General features: G+C 47.6%; 20 protein-coding genes. 9 read left to right on the forward strand and 11 right to left on the reverse strand.

Features of this window, described 5'->3' with window-relative positions; translation table 11 throughout:
• Positions 1–259 precede the first annotated feature (259 nt).
• The 4 genes from CB4_RS17680 to CB4_RS21730 all read left to right on the forward strand — a co-directional run bounded on the left by CB4_RS17680 (position 260) and on the right by CB4_RS21730 (position 4,880).
• Positions 260–1,372, forward strand: a complete 1,113-nt coding sequence (locus CB4_RS17680; RefSeq protein WP_197703127.1) for an RNA-guided endonuclease TnpB family protein — start codon at positions 260–262, stop codon at positions 1,370–1,372.
• Between the two features lie 169 nt (positions 1,373–1,541).
• On the forward strand, positions 1,542–3,218 hold the full coding sequence (gene ilvD, locus CB4_RS17685) for a dihydroxy-acid dehydratase (RefSeq protein WP_096467062.1): 1,677 nt from the start codon (positions 1,542–1,544) through the stop codon (positions 3,216–3,218).
• 77 nt (positions 3,219–3,295) lie between these two features.
• Positions 3,296–4,402 (forward strand): L,D-transpeptidase, encoded by a 1,107-nt coding sequence (locus CB4_RS17690; protein WP_096467063.1) that lies wholly within the window; start codon positions 3,296–3,298, stop codon positions 4,400–4,402.
• 13 nt (positions 4,403–4,415) lie between these two features.
• Complete coding sequence (locus tag CB4_RS21730) at positions 4,416–4,880, forward strand: hypothetical protein (RefSeq protein WP_096467064.1); 465 nt, start codon at positions 4,416–4,418, stop codon at positions 4,878–4,880.
• Positions 4,881–5,268: 388 nt separating this feature from the next.
• Here CB4_RS21730 and CB4_RS17700 read toward each other — a convergent pair whose 3' ends face one another.
• From CB4_RS17700 to CB4_RS17715, 4 genes are all read right to left on the reverse strand, one after another.
• Positions 5,269–6,225: a DMT family transporter gene (locus CB4_RS17700; RefSeq protein WP_096467065.1), complete on the reverse strand. Its 957-nt coding sequence runs from the start codon at positions 6,223–6,225 to the stop codon at positions 5,269–5,271.
• A 135-nt stretch (positions 6,226–6,360) separates the two neighbouring features.
• The gene (locus tag CB4_RS17705) at positions 6,361–6,558 is read right to left on the reverse strand and encodes a FeoB-associated Cys-rich membrane protein (protein ID WP_096467066.1); all 198 of its coding nucleotides are present in this window, start codon (positions 6,556–6,558) and stop codon (positions 6,361–6,363) included.
• A gap of 20 nt (positions 6,559–6,578) precedes the next feature.
• Positions 6,579–8,591 carry a ferrous iron transport protein B gene (gene feoB / locus CB4_RS17710; RefSeq protein WP_096467067.1) on the reverse strand — a complete coding sequence of 671 codons (2,013 nt, stop codon included), beginning with the start codon at positions 8,589–8,591 and terminating at the stop codon, positions 6,579–6,581.
• Entirely contained in the window at positions 8,588–8,815 is a 228-nt protein-coding gene (locus CB4_RS17715; protein WP_096467068.1) for a FeoA family protein, read from the reverse strand. Before CB4_RS17715 ends, feoB begins: the two co-directional genes overlap by 4 nt.
• A 165-nt stretch (positions 8,816–8,980) precedes the next feature.
• Here CB4_RS17715 and CB4_RS21735 point away from each other — a divergent pair, with 165 nt between their 5' ends.
• Positions 8,981–9,226, forward strand: coding sequence for a hypothetical protein (locus CB4_RS21735; protein ID WP_146226632.1), 246 nt, complete (start codon positions 8,981–8,983; stop codon positions 9,224–9,226).
• 397 nt (positions 9,227–9,623) lie between these two features.
• Here the strand turns inward: CB4_RS21735 and CB4_RS17720 are convergent, their stop codons facing one another.
• On the reverse strand, positions 9,624–10,511 hold the full coding sequence (locus CB4_RS17720) for an NAD(P)-dependent oxidoreductase (RefSeq protein ID WP_096467069.1): 888 nt from the start codon (positions 10,509–10,511) through the stop codon (positions 9,624–9,626).
• Between the two features lie 69 nt (positions 10,512–10,580).
• Positions 10,581–12,065: an alkaline phosphatase family protein gene (locus CB4_RS17725; protein WP_096467070.1), complete on the reverse strand. Its 1,485-nt coding sequence runs from the start codon at positions 12,063–12,065 to the stop codon at positions 10,581–10,583.
• Between the two features lie 125 nt (positions 12,066–12,190).
• Between CB4_RS17725 and CB4_RS17730 the strand changes: the two genes are divergently transcribed.
• Genes CB4_RS17730 through CB4_RS17745 form a run of 4 tightly spaced genes read left to right on the forward strand, consistent with a single transcriptional unit; the run spans position 12,191 to position 15,984 of the window.
• On the forward strand, positions 12,191–13,381 hold the full coding sequence (locus tag CB4_RS17730; protein ID WP_096467071.1) for an HlyD family secretion protein: 1,191 nt from the start codon (positions 12,191–12,193) through the stop codon (positions 13,379–13,381).
• A complete protein-coding gene (locus tag CB4_RS17735) occupies positions 13,381–14,151 on the forward strand; it encodes an ABC transporter ATP-binding protein (protein ID WP_096467072.1) in 771 nt (256 codons plus the stop codon). The genes CB4_RS17730 and CB4_RS17735 overlap by 1 nt, the downstream gene beginning before the upstream one ends.
• Complete coding sequence (locus CB4_RS17740; RefSeq protein WP_172890920.1) at positions 14,144–15,298, forward strand: ABC transporter permease; 1,155 nt, start codon at positions 14,144–14,146, stop codon at positions 15,296–15,298. The genes CB4_RS17735 and CB4_RS17740 overlap by 8 nt, the downstream gene beginning before the upstream one ends.
• Positions 15,299–15,312: 14 nt before the next feature.
• On the forward strand, positions 15,313–15,984 hold the full coding sequence (locus CB4_RS17745) for a TetR/AcrR family transcriptional regulator (protein WP_157738044.1): 672 nt from the start codon (positions 15,313–15,315) through the stop codon (positions 15,982–15,984).
• A 53-nt stretch (positions 15,985–16,037) separates the two neighbouring features.
• Here CB4_RS17745 and CB4_RS17750 read toward each other — a convergent pair whose 3' ends face one another.
• The 5 genes from CB4_RS17750 to queF form a co-directional block, all read right to left on the reverse strand.
• Positions 16,038–16,769 carry a pseudouridine synthase gene (locus CB4_RS17750; RefSeq protein WP_096467074.1) on the reverse strand — a complete coding sequence of 244 codons (732 nt, stop codon included), beginning with the start codon at positions 16,767–16,769 and terminating at the stop codon, positions 16,038–16,040.
• 85 nt (positions 16,770–16,854) lie between these two features.
• Positions 16,855–17,196, reverse strand: a complete 342-nt coding sequence (locus CB4_RS17755) for a hypothetical protein (protein WP_096467075.1) — start codon at positions 17,194–17,196, stop codon at positions 16,855–16,857.
• Between the two features lie 78 nt (positions 17,197–17,274).
• A complete protein-coding gene (locus tag CB4_RS17760; protein WP_096467076.1) occupies positions 17,275–19,800 on the reverse strand; it encodes a transglycosylase domain-containing protein in 2,526 nt (841 codons plus the stop codon).
• A 168-nt stretch (positions 19,801–19,968) separates the two neighbouring features.
• The gene (locus CB4_RS17765) at positions 19,969–20,175 is read right to left on the reverse strand and encodes a YqgQ family protein (protein WP_231956063.1); all 207 of its coding nucleotides are present in this window, start codon (positions 20,173–20,175) and stop codon (positions 19,969–19,971) included.
• Between the two features lie 10 nt (positions 20,176–20,185).
• Positions 20,186–20,614, reverse strand: a complete 429-nt coding sequence (gene queF / locus CB4_RS17770; protein WP_096467077.1) for a preQ(1) synthase — start codon at positions 20,612–20,614, stop codon at positions 20,186–20,188.
• Positions 20,615–20,642: the final 28 nt, after the last annotated feature.

Raw genomic sequence — 20,642 nt, forward strand, 5'->3', positions numbered from 1 at the left:
TGAACACATAAGGGCGATCTGAGGACAGAGGCTGTCCCCATAGCCATCAAGTTAAGAAGTTTGATAAGATGGTGGCATGAGACATTTTTCGTTTCCTCCTCTGGTAGGGTGGTTGTGGTGACTTATCTATACCACAGGAAAGGGAAAATGTCTCTTTTTATGATGGAAGAAAAGTGGGAGATGAATTTCGGTTGGCGTAAGCCAAAGATATCAGAATTATGATAGAATAGAACGAACGTTCCTTATAGAAATGAGGTGATTGGATATGGCAAATAAAGCATACAAGTTCCGTTTGTACCCAACACAGGAACAGAAGTATTTTCTTGCAAAAACATTCGGTTGTGTACGTTTCGTTTACAACAAAATGCTGGCTGAACGAAAAGAAATGTATGAGCAATTCAAGGACGATAAAGAAACGCTAAAGCAGCAACCGTTTCCGACTCCTGCTAAATATAAAGATGAGTTTGCATGGCTCAAAGAAGTAGATAGCCTTGCATTAGCGAATGCCCAACTAAACCTGCAAAAAGCATACAAAAATTTCTTTTCAGGTCGTGCGGAATTTCCGAAGTTCAAAAATCGTAAGGCGAGACAGTCCTATACAACTAACGTGGTCAACGGTAATATTATGCTTTTGGATGGCTATATCAAATTACCGAAACTCAAGCTTGTAAAAATCAAACAGCATCGAGAAATTCCATCGCATCATATCATTAAGTCTTGTACGATTTCTCGAACAAAAACAGGAAAATACTATGTGTCGATTCTTACCAAATATGAACACAAACCTGCACAAAAAGAAGTACAAGCTGTCGTGGGCTTAGATTTTTCCATGAAAGGCTTATTTGTCGAGAGTGAAGAAGGTAAGACAGCCAATTACCCTCGCTTCTATCGTCAAGCTTTGGAAAAACTAGCAAAGGAACAGCGTATTTTATCACGCAGAAAGAAAAGTTCTAATCGTTGGCACAAGCAGCGACTGAAAGTAGCCAAGCTACACGAAAGAATTGCGAACCAACGAAAAGACTTTCTTCATAAAGAATCGCATAAATTGACGAAGCAGTATGACTGCGTGGTGATCGAAGACCTCAACATGAAAGGAATGTCACAAGCCCTCAACTTTGGAAAAAGTGTTGCGGACAATGCATGGGGCATGTTCACGACACTCCTCAAATATAAGTTAGAGGAGCAAGGGAAAAAGCTGATCAAGATAGATAAGTGGTTTCCCTCATCAAAAACTTGCTCATGTTGTGGTCAAGTAAAGGAGTCTCTATTTCTTTCTGAGCGTACATTCCACTGTGATTGTGGTTTTGTAGCAGACAGGGACTGGAACGCCTCGATCAATATCAAGCGTGAAGGACTGCGACGATTAGCATAATCATATACAGAGCATGGAACAGGCTCGATAGCTAAGTGCATTTCGTACCAGTAGGTGTGATTACCTTAGAAGCCCCCACCTCTAAGCGAAGCGTAGGTGGCGGATAGTTCACAATAGTGGTACAATAATTGAAATTTAAAAAAGTTTTAGTAATGTGGAGGGATTTATCGTGGCAGAGTTACGCAGCAACATGATTAAAAAAGGGTTTGACCGTGCGCCGCACCGCAGCCTGCTCCGTGCAGCCGGTGTAAAAGATGAAGATTTCGATAAACCATTTATTGCGGTGTGCAATTCATATATTGATATCATTCCGGGCCACGTTCACCTTCAAGAATTCGGAAAAGTCGTAAAAGAAGCAATTCGTGAAGCAGGTGGCGTTCCATTTGAATTTAATACAATCGGCGTAGATGATGGCATTGCGATGGGCCATATCGGCATGCGTTATTCGCTGCCAAGCCGTGAAATTATCGCGGATTCTGTTGAAACCGTAGTAGCGGCACACTGGTTTGACGGCATGATCTGCATTCCGAACTGTGACAAGATCACGCCAGGGATGATGATGGCAGCGCTTCGTCTGAACATTCCAACGATCATGGTCAGTGGTGGTCCAATGGCAGCTGGTAAAACAAGCGATGGACGCAAAATCTCGCTTTCTTCCGTATTTGAAGGTGTAGGCGCGTACCAGGCCGGCAAACTTGACGACAAAGGGCTGCAAGAACTTGAACAGTACGGCTGCCCAACGTGCGGCTCCTGTTCCGGTATGTTTACCGCTAACTCAATGAACTGTCTCGCCGAAGCACTCGGCCTCGCACTCCCGGGCAATGGTACGATTCTGGCTACTTCTCCAGAGCGTAAAGAATTGGCTAAGAAAGCGGCGAAACAATTGCTTGAACTGATCGACAAAGACATCAAACCACGTGATATCGTAACCGAAAAAGCAATCGACAACGCATTCGCGCTCGATATGGCACTTGGCGGTTCAACGAATACCGTGCTCCATACACTCGCTCTCGCTAACGAAGCAGGGGTAGAATACCCACTTGAGCGCATTAATGAAGTAGCAGCACGCGTGCCACATCTGTCCAAGCTCGCTCCGGCATCAGACTGGCATATCGAAGATTTGCACGCAGCAGGTGGCGTATCTGCTGTCCTGAATGAGCTCTCGAAAAAAGAAGGTGCCATCCATCTCGACACAATGACCGTTACTGGCAAAACACTCGGGGAAAACGTAGCGGGACACGATGTTACCGACCACAATGTTATCTACCCGCTTGATAAGCCATACAGCGAAACTGGCGGTCTGGCTGTTCTGTTCGGCAACCTCGCTCCAGACGGTGCGATCATCAAAACAGGCGGCGTTCAAGGCGGCATCACGCGCCATGAAGGTCCAGCCATCGTATTTGACTCGCAAGAAGAAGCACTGGAAGGTATTTCTGCAGGGCGTGTAAAAGAAGGCCATGTCGTCATCATCCGCTACGAAGGTCCAAAAGGCGGACCAGGTATGCCGGAAATGCTGGCACCAACGTCGCAAATCGTCGGCATGGGCCTCGGCCCGAAAGTTGCGCTTGTAACAGACGGACGTTTCTCTGGCGCATCCCGTGGTCTCTCAATCGGTCATGCTTCTCCAGAAGCAGCTGAAGGTGGACCGCTCGCATTCGTACAAGATGGCGACCATGTTGTGATCGACATTGCGGCACGTCGTATGGATGTAGACGTACCAGAAGACGAATGGGCACGTCGTAAAGCGGAATGGAAAGGCTTCGAGCCAAAAGTGAAAACTGGCTATCTGGCTCGCTATTCTAAACTCGTAACATCTGCTAGTACAGGCGGCATTATGAAAATCTAGTTTTCTGCCGATAATGAAGGTACGTGATCCGGAACTTTTTCCTGATTGCGTACCTTTTTTGTATGTAAGGAGGAACCATGAAACGCCTTGTTCAAATTATCAGTATTCTGTTTTTATTTTTTTATTTTCAACTTCTTCCGGCTGAGCCCGCTGCTGCTCCCACGTCGGATCGCAAACCATTTTATGAACTAATCGCGGTTCCGACAGGACTGACACATATACAACTAGAAGCGCAGCTTGAGATGTATAAGAAGGAGAGACACTATCCGCCCGGTGAGGAACCGATTATTGTAGCCGTACCGCAAGTCCGCTACATTCCGATATATACGCCAATTCCTTTCCATCAGCCAGAGACCTTATACTATATCGCGCCGCCCGGTGGTCCTGTGAAGTTTTTTGACCCGACATGTATGTGTGAGTCTGATCCAGAAGTCAGCCGCCTAAAAAAAGCGCTTGAGCAGCAACGTCTGCAGCTTGAACGCCTGCTCTCGGTGCGCAGTGCGCTGTACAACTATTATTTATACAACAAGAAGCTGCCCGCTTCTCTCACTGAGCTAACGGAGCCGTTTCCGAATAACTATCTGTCCGAGATTCCGTTTCAGTCTTCTATTCATGGAAATGTTCCTGCCCTCGAAGAGACCGGGGTGATATACAGGCCAGAACTATTCAATCCGACACAGGCGTGGCAAACACTAGATGAGGTGTTTCGTGTCGGCGGCATGCGAGAGCCTACCTTTCCACTTATGCCGCTTGAAGTAGTAGTCTACCAATCGTCCTTCCGCATGATTGTCTACACAGGCACGATTCCGGTACGCTCTTATTACATCGGACTCGGCGCGGAAAACCGGACGCCGCTTGGCACGTATTTCATTAAACTGAAAGTTAATGAGCCATTATCACAAAGCAAAGTATACGGAACACGGGGACTTGTACTAAGTGATACAGACTATGCGATTCATGGCACGAACAATCCAGCTTCCATCGGACAAGCAATATCCAAAGGCTGCGTGCGGCTGCACAACTTCCAGGTAGAAGAGCTGTTCAGCATTGCTCCCATCGGCACTAAAGTCACCATCACGAACAATGCCGCACCCGAATTCCGCCAGCCGAATGCGCGTGGCTACTACTTGAAAGCCCGCGAGAATGAGAAGAATCCGACGCAAGTCTATCACTGGAAGGGATAATAAAAACTAACCTATGAAGAAATTCCGAGGAAAAAAAAGATATTACCGAAATCTCTGGAAAAGAGTCAACCATTATTCACTCTATCTACAGGAAGATTCATGGTACGACGTTTGGCATACTCATATTGATTGGAATGGTGTAAGTATACGGGGAGTAAAGCATAAAAAAGAACACCGCAGAGCGCTTCTTGCATTGTTTCAAACAATTCTTTCCCAATTAAAATTCTATAAAAAAGAGTATCAGACATGGGTTTGTATACATGAGAATGAGCCGACAGCAGATGCCGTGTACCTTCATACCTTCAACCCGAATCAAAATAATTTCCCGTTAACGTTCAAGAAGATATGTTGGTTAGAACAAATCCCCGGTACACTAAGCGGATTTATTGATTCAAATGCGTATAAAGTTGGCTTTCAAAAAGCAGAAACAGGAACCATATACTGGATGTGCTCCAAGCAGCAAGGAGTTCCTCTATAACTACAAGGTCTTCCATTTAGTGTTGAATTGCAACCTTTTTAAAGTTGCGGCCCGAGCAAATCAGTTCTGGCGTCGCATGTTTTTTGTAAACCGAAACGTTGTGCGGGGAGCGGGAGAAGGAAGGAGTAAGAGAGCGCCTGTACGCGCCTACTCAGCGAAGGGAGGACGGCGAACGGGCCTTTGCCCGCAATCCTTCGGTGAATCAACTTCGCAGGCCTTTCTTTGCGGGCGAGTTCGTCGGGCTCTCGGAGCGGACAGCCTCCACTTCCTTGCAAGCGTACCGAAGCGAACGGCTCCTTCCTTCTCCCGCTCCCTCACCACCACACGTTGTCGATATCACGAAAAGCTGTCCTGTTCGCCCCGCTCTGGCTTTTGTGATATCTCCCTATTATAACGCCACACTTTTAGCTTCCCCAGAAGACTGTACCTCTCCACTATCTTCCACCGGCTTCTTAATCGCCAACAACGTTACCGTCGCGATAATACATAAGCCCCCAACTCCTTGCCACAGACCAAAGGCAACATGCAGCCATAGACAGGCTACAATGACTGCAGCAAGCGGCTCGGCACTCGATAACACACTCGCTTCTGTCGATGTAATATAACGTAAACTTTCGATAAACATATAGAACGGCACAAGTGTCCCAAATAGTATCACAAACGCAACATACGAGGCAGACAAAAGCGTCCAGTGCTGTCCCGCTACATCCCACAATGGGTTAAATGTTGCAAGACACATGCTCCCAAGTACCATCGACCAGCCCACAACAATTGCCGAATTCCATCTCCCCAGAAGGCGGACCGGATACACTGTATAGAATGCCGCTGCAAGTGCTGAAACAATTCCCCAGATAAACGCATCAACCGGAATCGATATCCCTTGAAACGATCCATTTGTAATAAGCAAAAATGCCCCTATAAGTGCCAGCACAAGCGCACTGATTTCCCATCGATTCGGCAAGCGGCGGCATTTCCATGCTACATACACCGTAATAAATATCGGACCCAGATACTGCAAGAGTGTCGCGGTTGCCGCATCTCCTGTACCAACTGCCATAAAATATGTATACTGTACCCCTACCATACCGCCCACAGCAAAAATAAACAGGCGTACTCGATCTTCTGTATGACGGAAAATCTGCCATATCTCCTGCTGACCACTTTTCGCGGCAGTCCAGAGAAGCAACAATATACCCGCTACCATCATTCGCACCGTTACAAGCCAGCCGGGCTGAAACCCTTCGCTTGCAAATAATTGCTGTGCCACTGTCCCCGATATGCCCCATAGAGCGGCTCCGACGACAATCATCATAATTCCTTTGTATCGCTTCTGTGTTATATTCATGCTGTTTCCACTTTTCGCCCCTTCCTTATGACTTACTATTTCTACTGTACTGTATTTTCTCGTGCCCGCCTACCCTTCTTACACTTACAAAAAAAGCTGCCTTCTCCCCAAAAGGGAAAATGCAGCTTTTTTCTGCTATTTCAAAGAATGTTCCTCACGGTAACGGGTGTAAAATGTCACTTCAGCCGGCTTACTCTCATCGCAGGCAGGAGCGCAGCCTTTTTTTGACGAGCAGCTGACACATTTTCCTTCCTTGCTTTTGACGGTAAATCGATACAGGGACCAGCCCGCATAACCGAAAATCACAGCCCCTATCATAATGTTGATAAGCATAGCTCTCCCTCATTTCTCACTTACTGGAGACCGAGCAAGCGGCCACCCTGATAGATTACAAGTGCAATGATATATGCGATCACAAGCGCGTAGCCAATCGAGAACCATGTCCAACGTGCAGACCCGGTCTCTTTACGAATAACACCGACTGTAGCCAAGCACGGTACGTACAGCAGAATGAATGCCATAAAGCTGTAGGCCGAAAGCGGTGTGAAATGTGTCGCCAAAATCTTCTGCAGCGAACCTTCATCTGGTGCTGCATAAATGATGTTCATTGTCGCAACTACAACTTCTTTCGCCATGAATCCAGGTATAAGCGATGCGCCCGCTTGCCATGTTCCAAACCCAAGCGGGGCAAATAACGGTGCCAAAAACCCACCAATCATCGCCAAAAAACTATGATCCATGTTTACATTCAGTCCGCCTGGCCCTGCATAGCTTAAGAACCAGATCGCAACCGATCCTCCGAAGATGAGCGTACCCGCTTTTTTCACGAAGCCTTTGCCCTTCTCCCACGTACTGCGCAGAAGTGTGCGCCACTGTGGAAAACGGTACGGTGGAAGTTCAACAACAAACATCGAGCCTTCTTGCTTCAACAATGTGGACGAGAATAGCTTGGCAAGCAGAAGCGCTACTACAACCCCCAGCACATACATCGACAGCACGACCAGCGCCTGATTATGTACGAAAAACATCCCAACAAACAAGCTGTATACGGGAAGACGAGCCGAGCACGACATAAGCGGTGTCAAAAGAATCGTTAACAGTCGCTCTTTCGGCTGCTCAATCGTCCGGGCCGCCATAACACCTGGTACGTTGCAGCCAAAGCCGATAATCATCGGGATGAATGCTTTACCGTTAAGACCGATCGCTTGCATGAGCCGATCCATTACCATTGCCACACGTGCCATATAACCGGAGTCTTCAATAAACGAAATCAAGAAGAACAGAATAAAAATTTGTGGTACAAATACGAGCACGCCACCCACACCGGCCACAATACCGTTGAGCACAACCGCCTGAATAAAATTAGATGCGCCCGCTGCTTGTAACGAACTTCGAAGCATATCAGCAAATGTACCGTTTAAAAATCCATCAATCTGATCGGACAATGGGGTGCCCAGCCAGTCGAACGTTAATTTAAACATCAAAAACATAAACAACAGGAAAATCGGAATGCCAAGCACCCGGTTGGTTACAATGTGATCAATACGCTCGGATAACGTATACGTTTCGTTTTGGGTCCGGGTTACCGCACCCTCCATTACTCCGGTGATAAACGCCCCGCGTACAAGCCGGATATAATGCGGCAGTGAACGCGCATCAGAGGATGATGCACACACATCCCGCTCCGTATCAGTCTGTAATTGAGCAAGCTGTTCTGCTGTAATATGAGATTCGAGAAGCTCGCGAATTAGCGCATTCCCTTCAAACAACTGAATCGCAAGCCAGCGCTTCGGCAGTGTAACCCCATCAGGTATCATATCCACCAGACGCTTAATCGCACGCTCGAGTACCGGACCGTAATCAAGCGCAAACGTAAGCGCCTGCTGATGCTCAGTGTGGGCAAGCTCTGCTCCGAGTTCCTGACATCCAGCTCCTGTTCGCGCCACAATCGGCAGCACAGGGACGCCAAGACGTGCCGACAGTTCAGTTTCATTAATCATAAAACCTCGTCCACGGGCTACATCCATCATATTCAATCCGATAATAACCGGTTTCCCATATTCGAGAAGCTGTACTGTTAAATAAAGATTGCGCTCAATCTGGGACGCATCGACAATATTAAGAACCGAGGTAAATGATTCTGCAATCAGAAACTGTGTCGCTACCCCCTCATCACGCGAAAGGGGATTCAGCGAATAAATGCCCGGCAAGTCAACCAGCTCACCCTTTTTGTTCCGCAATGTTCCAACTTTCTTCTCAACCGTTACACCTGTCCAGTTCCCCACATATTCGTATGATCCAGTCAGAATGTTAAACAGTGATGTCTTTCCTGTATTCGGGTTTCCGGCAAGCGCAACGTGAATCATACGGCCTCCACCTGAATCAGACCAGCTTCCTGGCGACGAATGCCGACCCACTGTCCACTTGCTTCAAGTGCACACGGTCCACCGAATGGCAACAATCGCTTCATGCAAACTACTGTTCCTTCCATAATCCCCATATCAAGCAGGCGACGGCGCACCACCTCTGTCACTTTGGTAATGTCCGTAATTTTCACTTTACTACCTGGTTCGATTTCCGATAACCACATTCCGCATTCCCCCTCTTACGGTACTTCTTCTTTATATCGAAGTAATGATATTGATTTTCATTTATCTCTACTTCTATTATATGAGATGGATTCTCATTCGTAAAGGATATATGCGGAAAAAATTATGACAAATCAATTGCAATTTGTGAAAGTTTTCTCCAAAGTGTGGTGGAGGAGCGGGATCGGGCGTGGCCTCGTCACTTCGGTACGCTTACAGAGAAGCTAGGACTGTCCGCTCCAGGTGCCAACCGAACTCGCCCACAAAAGAACGCCCACGATGTATTTCTGAAGAAGCATTGTGGGCAAAAGCACGTTCGTCTGCCCCCTTCCGCTGGGAAGTCGCGTACAGGCGTTCCGTTGCCCCACCCGGTCCCGCTCCTAACACAGTTTGGAGAAACCCTTCCCGTATGATCAAGAGGATAAGCTTTGCTATGTAGGTAAAAAGCAAGGAAGCAAGCTTCAAAAAGCCAGTTGCAGCCCGAGCAAATCCGTTCTAACGTAGCATGTTTTTTGTAAATCGAAACGTTGTGCGGGGAGTGGGGCAAGAGAGCTTTTGTACGCGCCTACTCAGCGGAGGGAGAACGGCGAACGAGCCTTTGCCCGCAATCCTTCGACGAATCAACATCATCGGCTTTTCTTTGCGGGCACGTTCGTCGGGCTCCTGGAGCGGACAGTCACCACTTCTCTGCAAGCGTACCGAAGCGAACGGCTCCTCCCTTCTCCCACTCCCTCACCACAAACTTTCGATTCTACAACAAAACGAAGCTGCCCTGATTCGCCATGTTCTGGCTTTTAGGGCAGCTTCTTCTTATTTTTTCGACACACCCGACTGATTAAGCAACTCGGCAAACACCACTGCCATATCCTGCTCGTCTAAGCCATGATTCATCGCAGCCGTATAGCTTTGATACGCCGCTGCTGTGGCTGGCAAGATGCTACCGTTATGGCGTGCCTGCTCTAATACAAGACCAAGGTCTTTATGCATATGCTTGAGTGCAAAAGCAGCCGGATACGCTTCCGTCTCAAGCGACGGTCGCTTAAATCCAAGGAACGGAGACGACACCGCCGCCTGCTGCATCATATCAAGCACTGTTGTACGTTCAAGTCCGAACTTTTCTGCCAGCACAAGCGATTCTGAGATTCCCTGCATAGTCATGCCGAGAAGCAAGTTAATCACAAGCTTCGCCTTCGAACCGCTTCCGTTTTCTCCAAAATACAGCGAGGCTTTGCCCATCGCAGCAAACATCTCCGCAAGTTCGTCAAATACATCTCGCGGACCACCATATAGAATCACAAGCCCGGCACTCTCCGCCGCATTCGTACTGCCGGACACAGGAGCGTCCACCATCGTAATCCCCATCTCGCGAGCCGCTTCTGCTAATGTGCAAGATGTATCCGGGGAAATGGTGCTCATATCGACGAGAATAGTCGGTGCTTCCATATAATCAAGAACACCGCCATCTCCCACAATCATCTGCTCAACCGCTTCATCATTAGATAGCATTGTAATGACTACATCTTTTTCTCGCACTGCGTCTTCAAGCGACTCCGCTACCTGCAATCCTTGCTCGCCCAGCACCTTTGCTTTATCTGCCGTCCGGTTGTATACGGTTACGTCAAATCCTGCTTTATGGAGATTTATCGCCATCGGACTTCCCATGTTGCCCAGGCCGATGAACCCGATTCGTTTGCTCATCCTCTGCCACTCCTCTGCTTGCACATAGTTTTTCACACTTTTCTTATTATAGCGTAGGTGACTATATTCTTAATAGCCCTCGCTGTGCAAGCATCCAAGCATGTACGATTTCAGGTCAACCAGGCGAGGATGCGCAAAAGCAGCCTTTGTCTCTCCCGTAATGATAAGCGGCACAAGCGAATCGGTGTGATGCAAAGAACCGTGGCTTGCCCCGCCCTGATGAGTCGGATCGCTCGGTGTGTAAAACTCGGCACCTGGCTGCGCCGTAATGGCAATTACCTGTCCATCTCGTGCATAAAGTGCCCCATACAACCTGGAGAATGCATCCGGATACTGTCCGAAATGCACAATCTGTTTTCCTTCCTTCTCGGCAAGAGATCCATCAAGCAAAGTGAGATCTCCGTCAATCGTCCAACGTACGCCATACACGTCCCGCACCTGACCCCCGCGAGTAAAAAACAGTGCTCGCTCGCCCCGCCCCACGCGGACGCCAGCTCCTTCTTTCCAGGCAAGCACATCAATGCGCGACTCACCTAGAAGCCGCTTGATCACCTCTTCCTGTACCCCTTCTTTGAGTGGATATAAAAAGCACATCCGCTCGTTGTTGCAAATCACCAGATCATCTTGTTCTGGGTTCACCTTCTCCGGACACGATGCCCGCATGCCAATGAGTGAGTCCAAAACCGCAATGAGCGCCTCCCTCTCCACCCCGATCTTTGTCTGTCCATGATCGCCTGTGATAATAAACCGGCACTGCCGCACTGCTTCTTCCCAGCTACCGAACGCATCAAGTAGACGTCCAATCTGGCGGTCAGCCCGAGCCAAAATATCGACACCTTTATCAGGATGACGATGATACGTATAGTCATTATCTGGCATGTATGCAACTGTTAGCGCAGGCAGACGCCCTTCTTGAACTAACCGAATCGCCATATCGGTCACAAATGAATCATTGATTCCATATTTCTTAAACACACTAGCGTTCCACTGACCAAAGCGAGCTCGTAGTCCATTTGAATGAAAAAAGCGCCCTTGCAGTGCCAGCTCCGGCCCTGTGACGCTATCAAATTTTGTACCAAGCAGTGCGAGCTTCATCAAGCCGGGTTTCTGCACCGAATAGCGAACAGGTCCACGGTGAATGCTAAAATTCAAAGACGCGCTTGTACGATGATGGCGGGCCGCCTCTTCAAATATCGTCTTCACATCCCGGCTTAGGTGCTGCTCATTCAGGCTTACTAGCACATCCTGCGCACATTTACGTGTACCAAGGCGCCAGACTGCCTTTCCCCCATTAATATAATTCACTACTCGCTGCTTATCCCGATCATACCAGACCAATCCAGGAACGTAGTGCTCGTCTGGATACGTCCCCGTCATCAAGGAAGCATCTATATTTGCTGACATGGTTGGGAACACGGTGACGCAATCATTCCAGTATGCACCGTTCGCCTTCAGAAAAGACAGTGCTGGCACTTTTTGCTGTGCCTCTGCCTCCTCGAATACATGTGGCATAAACGAGTCAATCAAAATGAAAATTGTCTTCTTCCACACCATGCTTCATCCGCTCCTTTATGCCTTTCTACATAGTATGAGCGTTTTCGATTTCTCTTATTTACAAACTATACGTATCCACCTAAAATAATAGTGAGTAATCACTCATTTTGAAAGGAGTGAAATTAATGAAACCTATTCAAAAAGCATGCTCTATCTTTCTTTGCCTACTCCCACTGCTCGGCTGTCAGCCAACTGAACAAGTACATGTCTATAGTGGAACGATCGAAGGACAGGAACGACTCGTACAGAGCGAAGCAGGCGGGATTCTCATCAAAACAACAGCCGAGGAAGGTCAGTCTGTAAAAGAAAACGACATTCTCGCCCGCCTGGATGATCGCGATGAACAACTCCGTATCAAGGAAGCAAAAGCAGCCGTTGCCATCGTCCAGGCAAAGCTGGATGAATCCGGTGCCGGAACGAGACCAGAAAAAATAAACGAAGCGTTCGCCCGAGTGGAACAGGCACATGCCACAACCGGACAAGCAGTCGCTAAACAAAACGCAACCGCTGCACAACTGAAAATCTTGCAAGCAAAAAAAGCGGAACTCAGCAAGCTTCTTGAAAGCGCACGCAGTACCGTTGTCTATCAGCAGAATCGTCTCAAGCGAGCACAGTCACTGCTTGAAGCCGGTGCCTCCTCCCGTCAGGAAGTGGATACATTACAGGAAGCCGTCAATCAGGCACAAGAAGTTGTGAATGACTTGATTCAACAGGGCTATACCGTTGATGCCCAGATCAATCAGGCACAGCAAGAAGTGGAAGCGGCTCGTGCGGCTCGTGATTCCTCTGCAGCAGCAGAAAAAGCAGCCCAGGCAAACCTTGATCTGCTGCGCACCGGAGACACCAACTATACGGTGCAAGGTCTGCTCGCCCAAAAAGAACAGACAGAAAGCTTACTTGAGCAGATGGTACTCCAGAAAAACAAAAAAACAATTACCGCACCCGAGAGCGGGATCATTATTCGCCAACATTTCCATAAAGGAGAAGTCATCAAGCCAGGTGCTACCTTGTATACGTTGCTGCAAGCAAACCGTCTTGAAGTCGTCATCTACGTGCCCGAAGCAGAATTAAACCGGGTCAAGCTCGGTCAGACTGCTCAAATCAAAGTCGATGCCTATCCAGATCGCACGTTTGCCGGTAACATAACCAAAATCGCGAGCAAAGGAGAATTCACGCCGAAAAATGTTCAGACACCGGAGGAACGCACGAAGATCGTATTTGCTGTCACCATCCGGCTTACAGAAGGATTGGATCAGGTAAAACCAGGTATGCCGGCAGATGTTACCCTTACCGAAAACAAGGCAGGTGGTAAGTGATGGATGATACATGCGTAATCTCCTGCCAGAACTTGACCAAAACATTCGGCAAACGTACCGTTGTCGATCAAGTATCTATGACCGTACCCAAAGGGAAAATCGTCGGCTTCCTTGGCCCGAACGGCTCTGGCAAATCAACCGTCATTCGCATGATAAGCGGGATTCTTTCTCCTACATCCGGGTCGGGTCAGGTACTCGGCTACGATATTCTTACCGAATCAGAAACCATTAAACACCGAATTGGCTACATGTCGCAAAAATTTAGTCTATATGAAGAATTAAGTGTCGGAGAAAATCTTGATTTTTATGCAAGCATCTACGGGCTGTCTGCTGCCGAATCAAAGGAGCGCAAGCAGGAACTCATTGCAATGGCCGGGTTAACCGGTCGGGAAAAACAGGCAGCTGGCTCACTATCCGGCGGCTGGAAGCAACGATTAGCCCTTTCCTGCGCCTTGATTCATGAGCCAGAACTGCTCATTCTCGATGAGCCAACCGCAGGCGTTGATCCAGTCTCCCGCCGGATTTTCTGGGAAGTCATCCACAACCTTGCCCGCGAAGGTACCACCGTTCTTGTAAGTACACATTATATGGATGAAGCAGAAACATGCGATTTAATTCATTTTATTTTTTTCGGGAAACTGCTCGTATCCGGTACTCCTCATCAATTGAAAGAACAGCATGCGACTGCCACACTCGAAGATGTATTCATCCAACTGGTAGAATCACAGGAGAAAAATTTACTGTACGGGGAGGATCAGTCCCGTGTCTAGATCACATAGTGAACGGTTTAGCCTGCTTCGCTTCAAAGCGATCGTACGGAAAGAAATTCTACAAATCCGCAGAGACCGAGCAAGTATGGTTATTGCTATCATGATGCCACTTATGATGCTACTTATTTTTGGCTATGCCGTGAATACGGATGTCGACCACTTGCCAACCGCTGTCTGGGATCAGGCCAAGTCAAAAGACAGCCGGGTACTGTTACAAAATTTCACTAATACGCTTTATTTTGATACCGTATATACCGTAGAAAGCTATAAAGAAATGCAAGCTCTTATGGACACAAATAAAATAAAAGTCGGCATCGTCATTCCAGCTGATTACAGCTATCGACTTGATATGGGACAAAAGACGTCTATTCAGGTCGTATTAGATGGCAGTGACCCAGGAGCAGCGCGCACCGCACTTGCCAACGCGCAAATGATTGTTCAGAATCGAGCACTCGATTTGCAGCAGGATACACTTGCTGCACAGGGAATGGGAAAGATTGAGCCTTTGATTACAGCCGAAACCCGTGTTCTATACAATCCGGATATGAAAAGCAGGGTGTTTAATATCCCGGCGCTCATCGGGCTCATTATGCAGAATGTCACGGTTATCCTGACGGCATTTTCCCTTGTACGCGAGAAAGAACGAGGAACACTCGAACAACTCATGGTTACCCCCATTCGCTCCGCTGAACTAATCATTGGGAAGCTCGTGCCGTATGTCTTTATCGGCCTGTTCTCATTTAGCATCGTACTCATTACCGGCGTAGCCTGGTTTAGCGTTCCGGTGAAAGGAAGTATACTGCTTCTGATCCTGTTAAGTTTGTTGTTTCTTATTACGTCACTCGCGATCGGCATTTTAATATCTACGGTCTCCAAAACACAAATGCAAGCGATGCAGCTTTCGTTTGCAACCATTTTGCCAGCTGTATTATTGTCAGGCTTCATGTTCCCACTTGAGACAATGCCTACTGTGCTACAATTGTTTAGTGCAGTCATTCCACTTACTTATTTTATGGATATTTTACGTGGGATTTTCCTGAAAGCAGTCACGATACAGGAGTTGTGGCATCAGACCGCTATGCTGGCAGGATTTGCTACTTTATTTTGCTTCCTTGCGATTATCAAATTCCGCAAGAAAATTGATTAATGGAGGAACCTCATATGGATAAAATTCCTTCCCCCCTATTTGATGAAGCGATCAAAAATATGCTTGATTCCTTAAAAGATGAAGAAGAGATGACGGACAAACAGCGTCGCATTCTCGAATCTGCGATCAAAATCTTTGCCGAAAAAGGGTTCCATGGCAGCTCAACAAGCGAAATTGCCCGGGATGCCGAGGTCGCAGAGGGCACCATTTTCCGCCATTTTAAAACAAAAAAAGACTTACTGTATGCCCTTATTGCACCGATGATGATCAAATTCGCCTCCCCGCTTCTGCTTAAAGACGTACAGCGCATCATCCAGGAGGATCTGGCCGCTGATGAAACGCTTCACAGGCTATACAAGAATCGGCTAGATATAATCGAAGCCAATTGGCCGCGCATGCGAATCATTGTGCAGGAAGCATGGTTTCACCCGGAAATTATGGACGCGCTGATCCAGAACATTACGTGGCAGGGGCGTAGTCTGGGAGATTCCTTCGTCCGAGCACGCATTGAATCTGGTGAATTCCGTGATCTTCCCGTTCATGCGATAACACGCGCTGTCTTTTCCACATTGTTCGGCTACGTGTTGTTCAGCCACATGTTCACGAGTAGTACCGAGTCAATGAACACGGAAGACGACATTCGCCTAGCCGTTGATATTTTATTGAACGGCATTCGCAACCGATAAAAAGAAGCCCCCGAAGATCGTCTTCTTCCGGGGGCTTCCTACTTAATTCCGTATTATTCTACATCTTTTGAAGCAGCCGATGGACGAAGCAGAAGAAGCTCCTCCTCTGTCAATTCACGATACTCACCAGGCTCAAGCTCCGGGTCAAGTTCGAGTTCTCCCATCGCTAGACGCTTTAAGTACACAACCTTCTTGCCCACCGCTTCAAACATACGCTTCACTTGATGATATTTGCCTTCATAGATTACAAGCTCAATCTCCGATACGTCTCCTGATTCCAAAATGGTTAATTCAGCTGGCATCGTATGATAGCCATCATCGAGTACAACTCCTCGCTTGAATGCCTCTCCGTCTTTTTCCGTTACCACACCACGAACTTGTGCATAATATCGCTTTGGCACGTGCTTTTTCGGAGACAACAATTCATGGGCAAGCTTCCCATCGTTTGTCAGCACAAGCAACCCTTCCGTATCTTTATCCAGACGTCCGACCGGAAATACTTCGAAGTTGTAGTAATACTCGTCCAGCAGATCAACAACCGTTTCTTCCAGCATGTCTTCCGTAGCCGAGATTACGCCGTCCGGCTTATTCATCATAATATAGACAAACTCGCGATAGATCACACGCTCTCCTTCGATCTCTACCACCTGTACATCCGGGTCTACATGCATGCTGCTGTCTTTTGCCGGTTTTCCATCTACGGTTACCATTCCGGTTCTGCATATTTTCTTAATTTCCTTGCGCGAACCGTATCCCATGTTCGCAAGCAGCTTATCCAGCCTCATTCGTCATCCTCGCTTCTCTACTGTGTATATGAAAAAAGAAGGGAGACACAAGCTCCCCTCCTTCTCCTGTTAATCGTACGGTCCTTTATTCGTCAGCGCCAACTTCTTCTTCAAGCTTTTGCTTGTCATCCTGATACCAGTGGTCAAGTACACGCGCTTCCAGCACTTTACACTCTACATACTGGACTTGTGCAGCTGTAAACCATTGCTTCCACTCTACTTCCAGCTCACCGGCCAATCGTACAACCGTCAGGAGTTCCTGCCATGCCACATAGCGTTTGTACCAGAAAAACTGCGGATGCTCATTCATGTACGGATACAAGTCATCAAACTCTGTATGTTTACAGTCAAGCGCGCGCTCGAAATGCGTTTTGGCATTTGCGATCTGTGTTTCAAAAAAACTGGACATATCTCGACTCGTGGTCATAACAACCCCTCCTTAAATTCTCCTTACCTTTTATTATACCAGAACATCAGGCGGTTGCAGAGAATTCTTGCGGTTTACTTACGGATTTACTCCTGTAGGAGCTTGCTGATTGTGGCCATTCCCCTGTCCTTCTGTTTTGTCCTTTTTTCCTTTTGCCGGCTGCTGTTCCGGATTCGTCTGGGTTGCTCCTGGCTGCTGATTCGTATCACCCGCCCCCGTAGTACCCGGATTCTGCTGATCAGGCTGCGGCTGCGTACCATCCGGATTCGGAGCAGTCGGGATCTGTTGATTCGAATTCTGCTGATTCGAATCAGCAGGCTTTTGCGGTTGGCTATTCGAGTCTGCCGGCTGCTTCTGATTCTGCGAATTATCTGAAACCGGGGTATCCGGTATCGCCGTGTTGGCCATATTCGACATGCCGCCTTCTTCCCCTGTATCCGCATTATATGGCACAACCACATATGTGTATAACTGATTTGGATCAAAAGGTGCTGTAAAACTTGTAGCTGATGTGTCCGCAATCAGCTGCTTCTCAGACGGAGAGCCCAGGAATTGATACAGGCGATACTTAATATTATTCCCGCCACCACTCCATGTGATCTTTACGAACTTGTTTCCATTTCCCTCTGCTACAACAGCAGATAGACCAGATGCGGACGGAGCTGTAACCTGCGGCGCCGGGTCCTGTGTAAGCCCTTCTGGACGCCCAAAGTCTTTGCGCTCCTTGTCTTTCATCGCTTTCTCCATGACACGACTGAACAGCTTCGCCGGGTATCCACCCCCGGTTGTTTTTAAATAGTGAGTTTTGTCCGTTGTATCAAAACCCATATATACCGCACCTACATAGTCTGGCGTATAGCCAACAAACCAGGCAAATCGATTGGCTCCACTTGCCCCGTCATACTGCTGGGTTCCGGTTTTACCAGCAAGCGGGTACCCGAATGCTGCGGCACGTCCAGTACCACTGTTGACTACACTCTGCAACATTTCAGTCATATAGTACGCGCTCTTCGGCTTAACGACTGGTGTTGTTTCTGCATGCTCTTTCATGATAATCGCATCGTCTTTCGATCTGATCTCCTTAATCACATGACCAGTCGGACGATTCCCATTATTAGCAAATGTCGCATACGCCTGTGCCATCTGGATCGGACTTGTTCCTTTTTCCATACCACCAAGCGCTAAAGACAAGTTGTTCTCTTCGGTCGGCTCTGGTGTAATACCGAATTTCTTCAAATAGCTCACACCTTTGTCCAGACCCACTTCATTCAACGTCCATACGGCAGCGGCATTACGAGAGTCCACAAGCGCCCTCTCCATCGTAATGCCACCTGCGTATCCTTCTCCCGGGAAGTTACGTGGCGTCCAGCCACCATACTTTCTGTACGTCACACGATCATCACGCACCGTTGAATTAGGTGTCCACCCTTTTTCGAGCGCTGGCGTATAGTCAACGAGCGGCTTAATGGTAGAACCTGGTTGGAAGTGAAGCTTCGCGCGGTTTGTGCCTTTAGGCGCGTAGTCCCGTCCACCGACCATTGCTGTAATACCGCCGGTTTTCGTTTCCATGATGACCATCGCAGACTGCACTTTTTTGCCGTCTGAAGCATCGTGCGGGAAGTTTTCCTCTTTTTGATACTCATCAAACATCGCCTTTTGGGCATCCTTATCCATATACGTAATGATTTTGTATCCACCTTGGTACAGTTCTTCTCCGCTAATACCAAGATCGTTTTCCGCTTCTTCCACAAGGTAATCCAGATATGCCTGATACGCCACGTCTGTTTTTTTCTTTTCTGTTTTGATAACATTCAATGGCTTCTGCTGCGCTTCTTTCATTTGTTGCTCGGTGATGTATCCGTTTTTCTCCATCAAACCAAGCACCAGATTACGACGCTTCAGTGCAGCATCCGGATGATCAACCGGTGAATACGAGTTCGGTGCTTTCGGCAAAGCGGCCAGCATGGCCCCTTCCTCAAGTGACAGCTGACTAACATCTTTTCCAAAGTAATATTTGGATGCAGTCTGCACCCCGAATACACCTTTCCCTGCATAGATGACGTTCAAATACATCTCCATGATCTGTGTTTTTGAATATTTACGCTCAAGGTTCATCGCAATCATCATTTCTTTCGTTTTGCGCATGAATGTTTTGTCTTTAGACAAAAATACGTTACGGGCGAGCTGCTGAGTAATCGTACTTGCACCTTCCGCTTTGCTTCCCGTTACAATGTCTTTAAAAATAGCGCGTCCGATCCCGACCGGGTCAATTCCGTTATGTTCATAAAACCGATTGTCCTCTGTTGCGACAAAAGCATCTACGACGTGTTTCGGAATTTTATCAAATGAGACTTTCTCTCGGTTTTCCGACGGTGCAAGCTTGGCAATCAATGTCTTGCCATCTGCGGCGTATACGGTGGATGTCTCCATCAGATCAAGCTTCTTCTCGTCAATCATCTGGTTGCCCGCTACATACAGAGCGGAGCATCCTGCAATGCTCAACGTCATAAACAAGCCCGTCATCAGGAAAACAAGCAGCCACGGTTTACGTTTTGCTCTCCGCTTTTTCCGTCTCGCCGGTTGTGTTGCTTTATTTTTATCCATTTTGCTGTATTACCCCCTAAAAATGTGCAGAAGGACATCTGTACATACTCTAGTACTGTCTGAAAAAACAAAAGGTTGCACCAAAAGCGCAACTTTTGCTTTTCCTACATGATTCTACTCCCTTTTACTAAAAGAAAAAAGAGCCTATATAATACAGGCTCTTCCTCATTACGTTCCGAGGTAGGGAATTTTCGCCCGCTGGATAACCGCCATCGACTGGCGGAACTCTTCCACCGTGATCAACTTCTCCATGTATAGCTCACGCAACTCATCTTCCCACATCTCATAATCGGCAAGCGGGCTGCCCATATAGATGACAATCCCGAAACGACGCAACAGCGCCTTCACATCCAGAACGGTGGTAATTTGATCCACTACCGGCACGCTACCCTTCGTATCCTTCTTTCCGGTATTCTACAACAACTTCTGTGCCAAGTCCACCACGGGCATTCCACAACGCCGTAATCTTCATATACAATGGATCGCACAGCGCTACCAAGTCATTTAGAATACGATTGGTCGCATGTTCCTGATAAATGCCGACATTGCGGTACGATGTCAGATAAAATTTGAGGGACTTCATCTCAACCAGCTTCTCATTTGGCACAAATGCAATCTGAATATCAGCAAAATCTGGCAGGCCCGACCACGGGCAAACCGACGTAAATTCATTCGTCGGAATTACGATCTCTGTCTTTTTGCCTGCATACTCGTAAGGAATCGTCTCCAGAATATCGACGAGAATCGCTGTCTCATCCTGTGTATCAAACCGAATTTTGTTATATTTTTCATGGTTATGTTCTACTGTGCTCATGATCGTATCTCCCTTTTGTTTGGATTAT

Origin of the sequence: Aneurinibacillus soli (assembly GCF_002355375.1) — a bacterium.
In the GTDB taxonomy this organism is placed as follows: Bacteria; Bacillota; Bacilli; order Aneurinibacillales; family Aneurinibacillaceae; genus Aneurinibacillus; species Aneurinibacillus soli.

Bases quoted from the DNA above. Each gene is read 5' to 3' on its own strand.
- CB4_RS17755 (WP_096467075.1), bottom strand. From the start codon at position 17,196: ATGACCACGAGTCGAGATATGTCCAGTTTTTTTGAAACACAGATCGCA.
- CB4_RS17705 (WP_096467066.1), bottom strand. From the start codon at position 6,558: ATGCTTATCAACATTATGATAGGGGCTGTGATTTTCGGTTATGCGGGC.
- CB4_RS17730 (WP_096467071.1), top strand. From the start codon at position 12,191: ATGAAACCTATTCAAAAAGCATGCTCTATCTTTCTTTGCCTACTCCCA.
- CB4_RS17715 (WP_096467068.1), bottom strand. From the start codon at position 8,815: ATGTGGTTATCGGAAATCGAACCAGGTAGTAAAGTGAAAATTACGGAC.
- CB4_RS17725 (WP_096467070.1), bottom strand. From the start codon at position 12,065: ATGGTGTGGAAGAAGACAATTTTCATTTTGATTGACTCGTTTATGCCA.
- CB4_RS21730 (WP_096467064.1), top strand. From the start codon at position 4,416: ATGAAGAAATTCCGAGGAAAAAAAAGATATTACCGAAATCTCTGGAAA.
- CB4_RS17700 (WP_096467065.1), bottom strand. From the start codon at position 6,225: ATGAATATAACACAGAAGCGATACAAAGGAATTATGATGATTGTCGTC.
- feoB (WP_096467067.1), bottom strand. From the start codon at position 8,591: ATGATTCACGTTGCGCTTGCCGGAAACCCGAATACAGGAAAGACATCA.
- CB4_RS17690 (WP_096467063.1), top strand. From the start codon at position 3,296: ATGAAACGCCTTGTTCAAATTATCAGTATTCTGTTTTTATTTTTTTAT.
- CB4_RS17735 (WP_096467072.1), top strand. From the start codon at position 13,381: ATGGATGATACATGCGTAATCTCCTGCCAGAACTTGACCAAAACATTC.
- CB4_RS17750 (WP_096467074.1), bottom strand. From the start codon at position 16,769: ATGAGGCTGGATAAGCTGCTTGCGAACATGGGATACGGTTCGCGCAAG.
- CB4_RS17760 (WP_096467076.1), bottom strand. From the start codon at position 19,800: ATGGATAAAAATAAAGCAACACAACCGGCGAGACGGAAAAAGCGGAGA.
- CB4_RS17720 (WP_096467069.1), bottom strand. From the start codon at position 10,511: ATGAGCAAACGAATCGGGTTCATCGGCCTGGGCAACATGGGAAGTCCG.
- queF (WP_096467077.1), bottom strand. From the start codon at position 20,614: ATGAGCACAGTAGAACATAACCATGAAAAATATAACAAAATTCGGTTT.
- CB4_RS17745 (WP_157738044.1), top strand. From the start codon at position 15,313: ATGGATAAAATTCCTTCCCCCCTATTTGATGAAGCGATCAAAAATATG.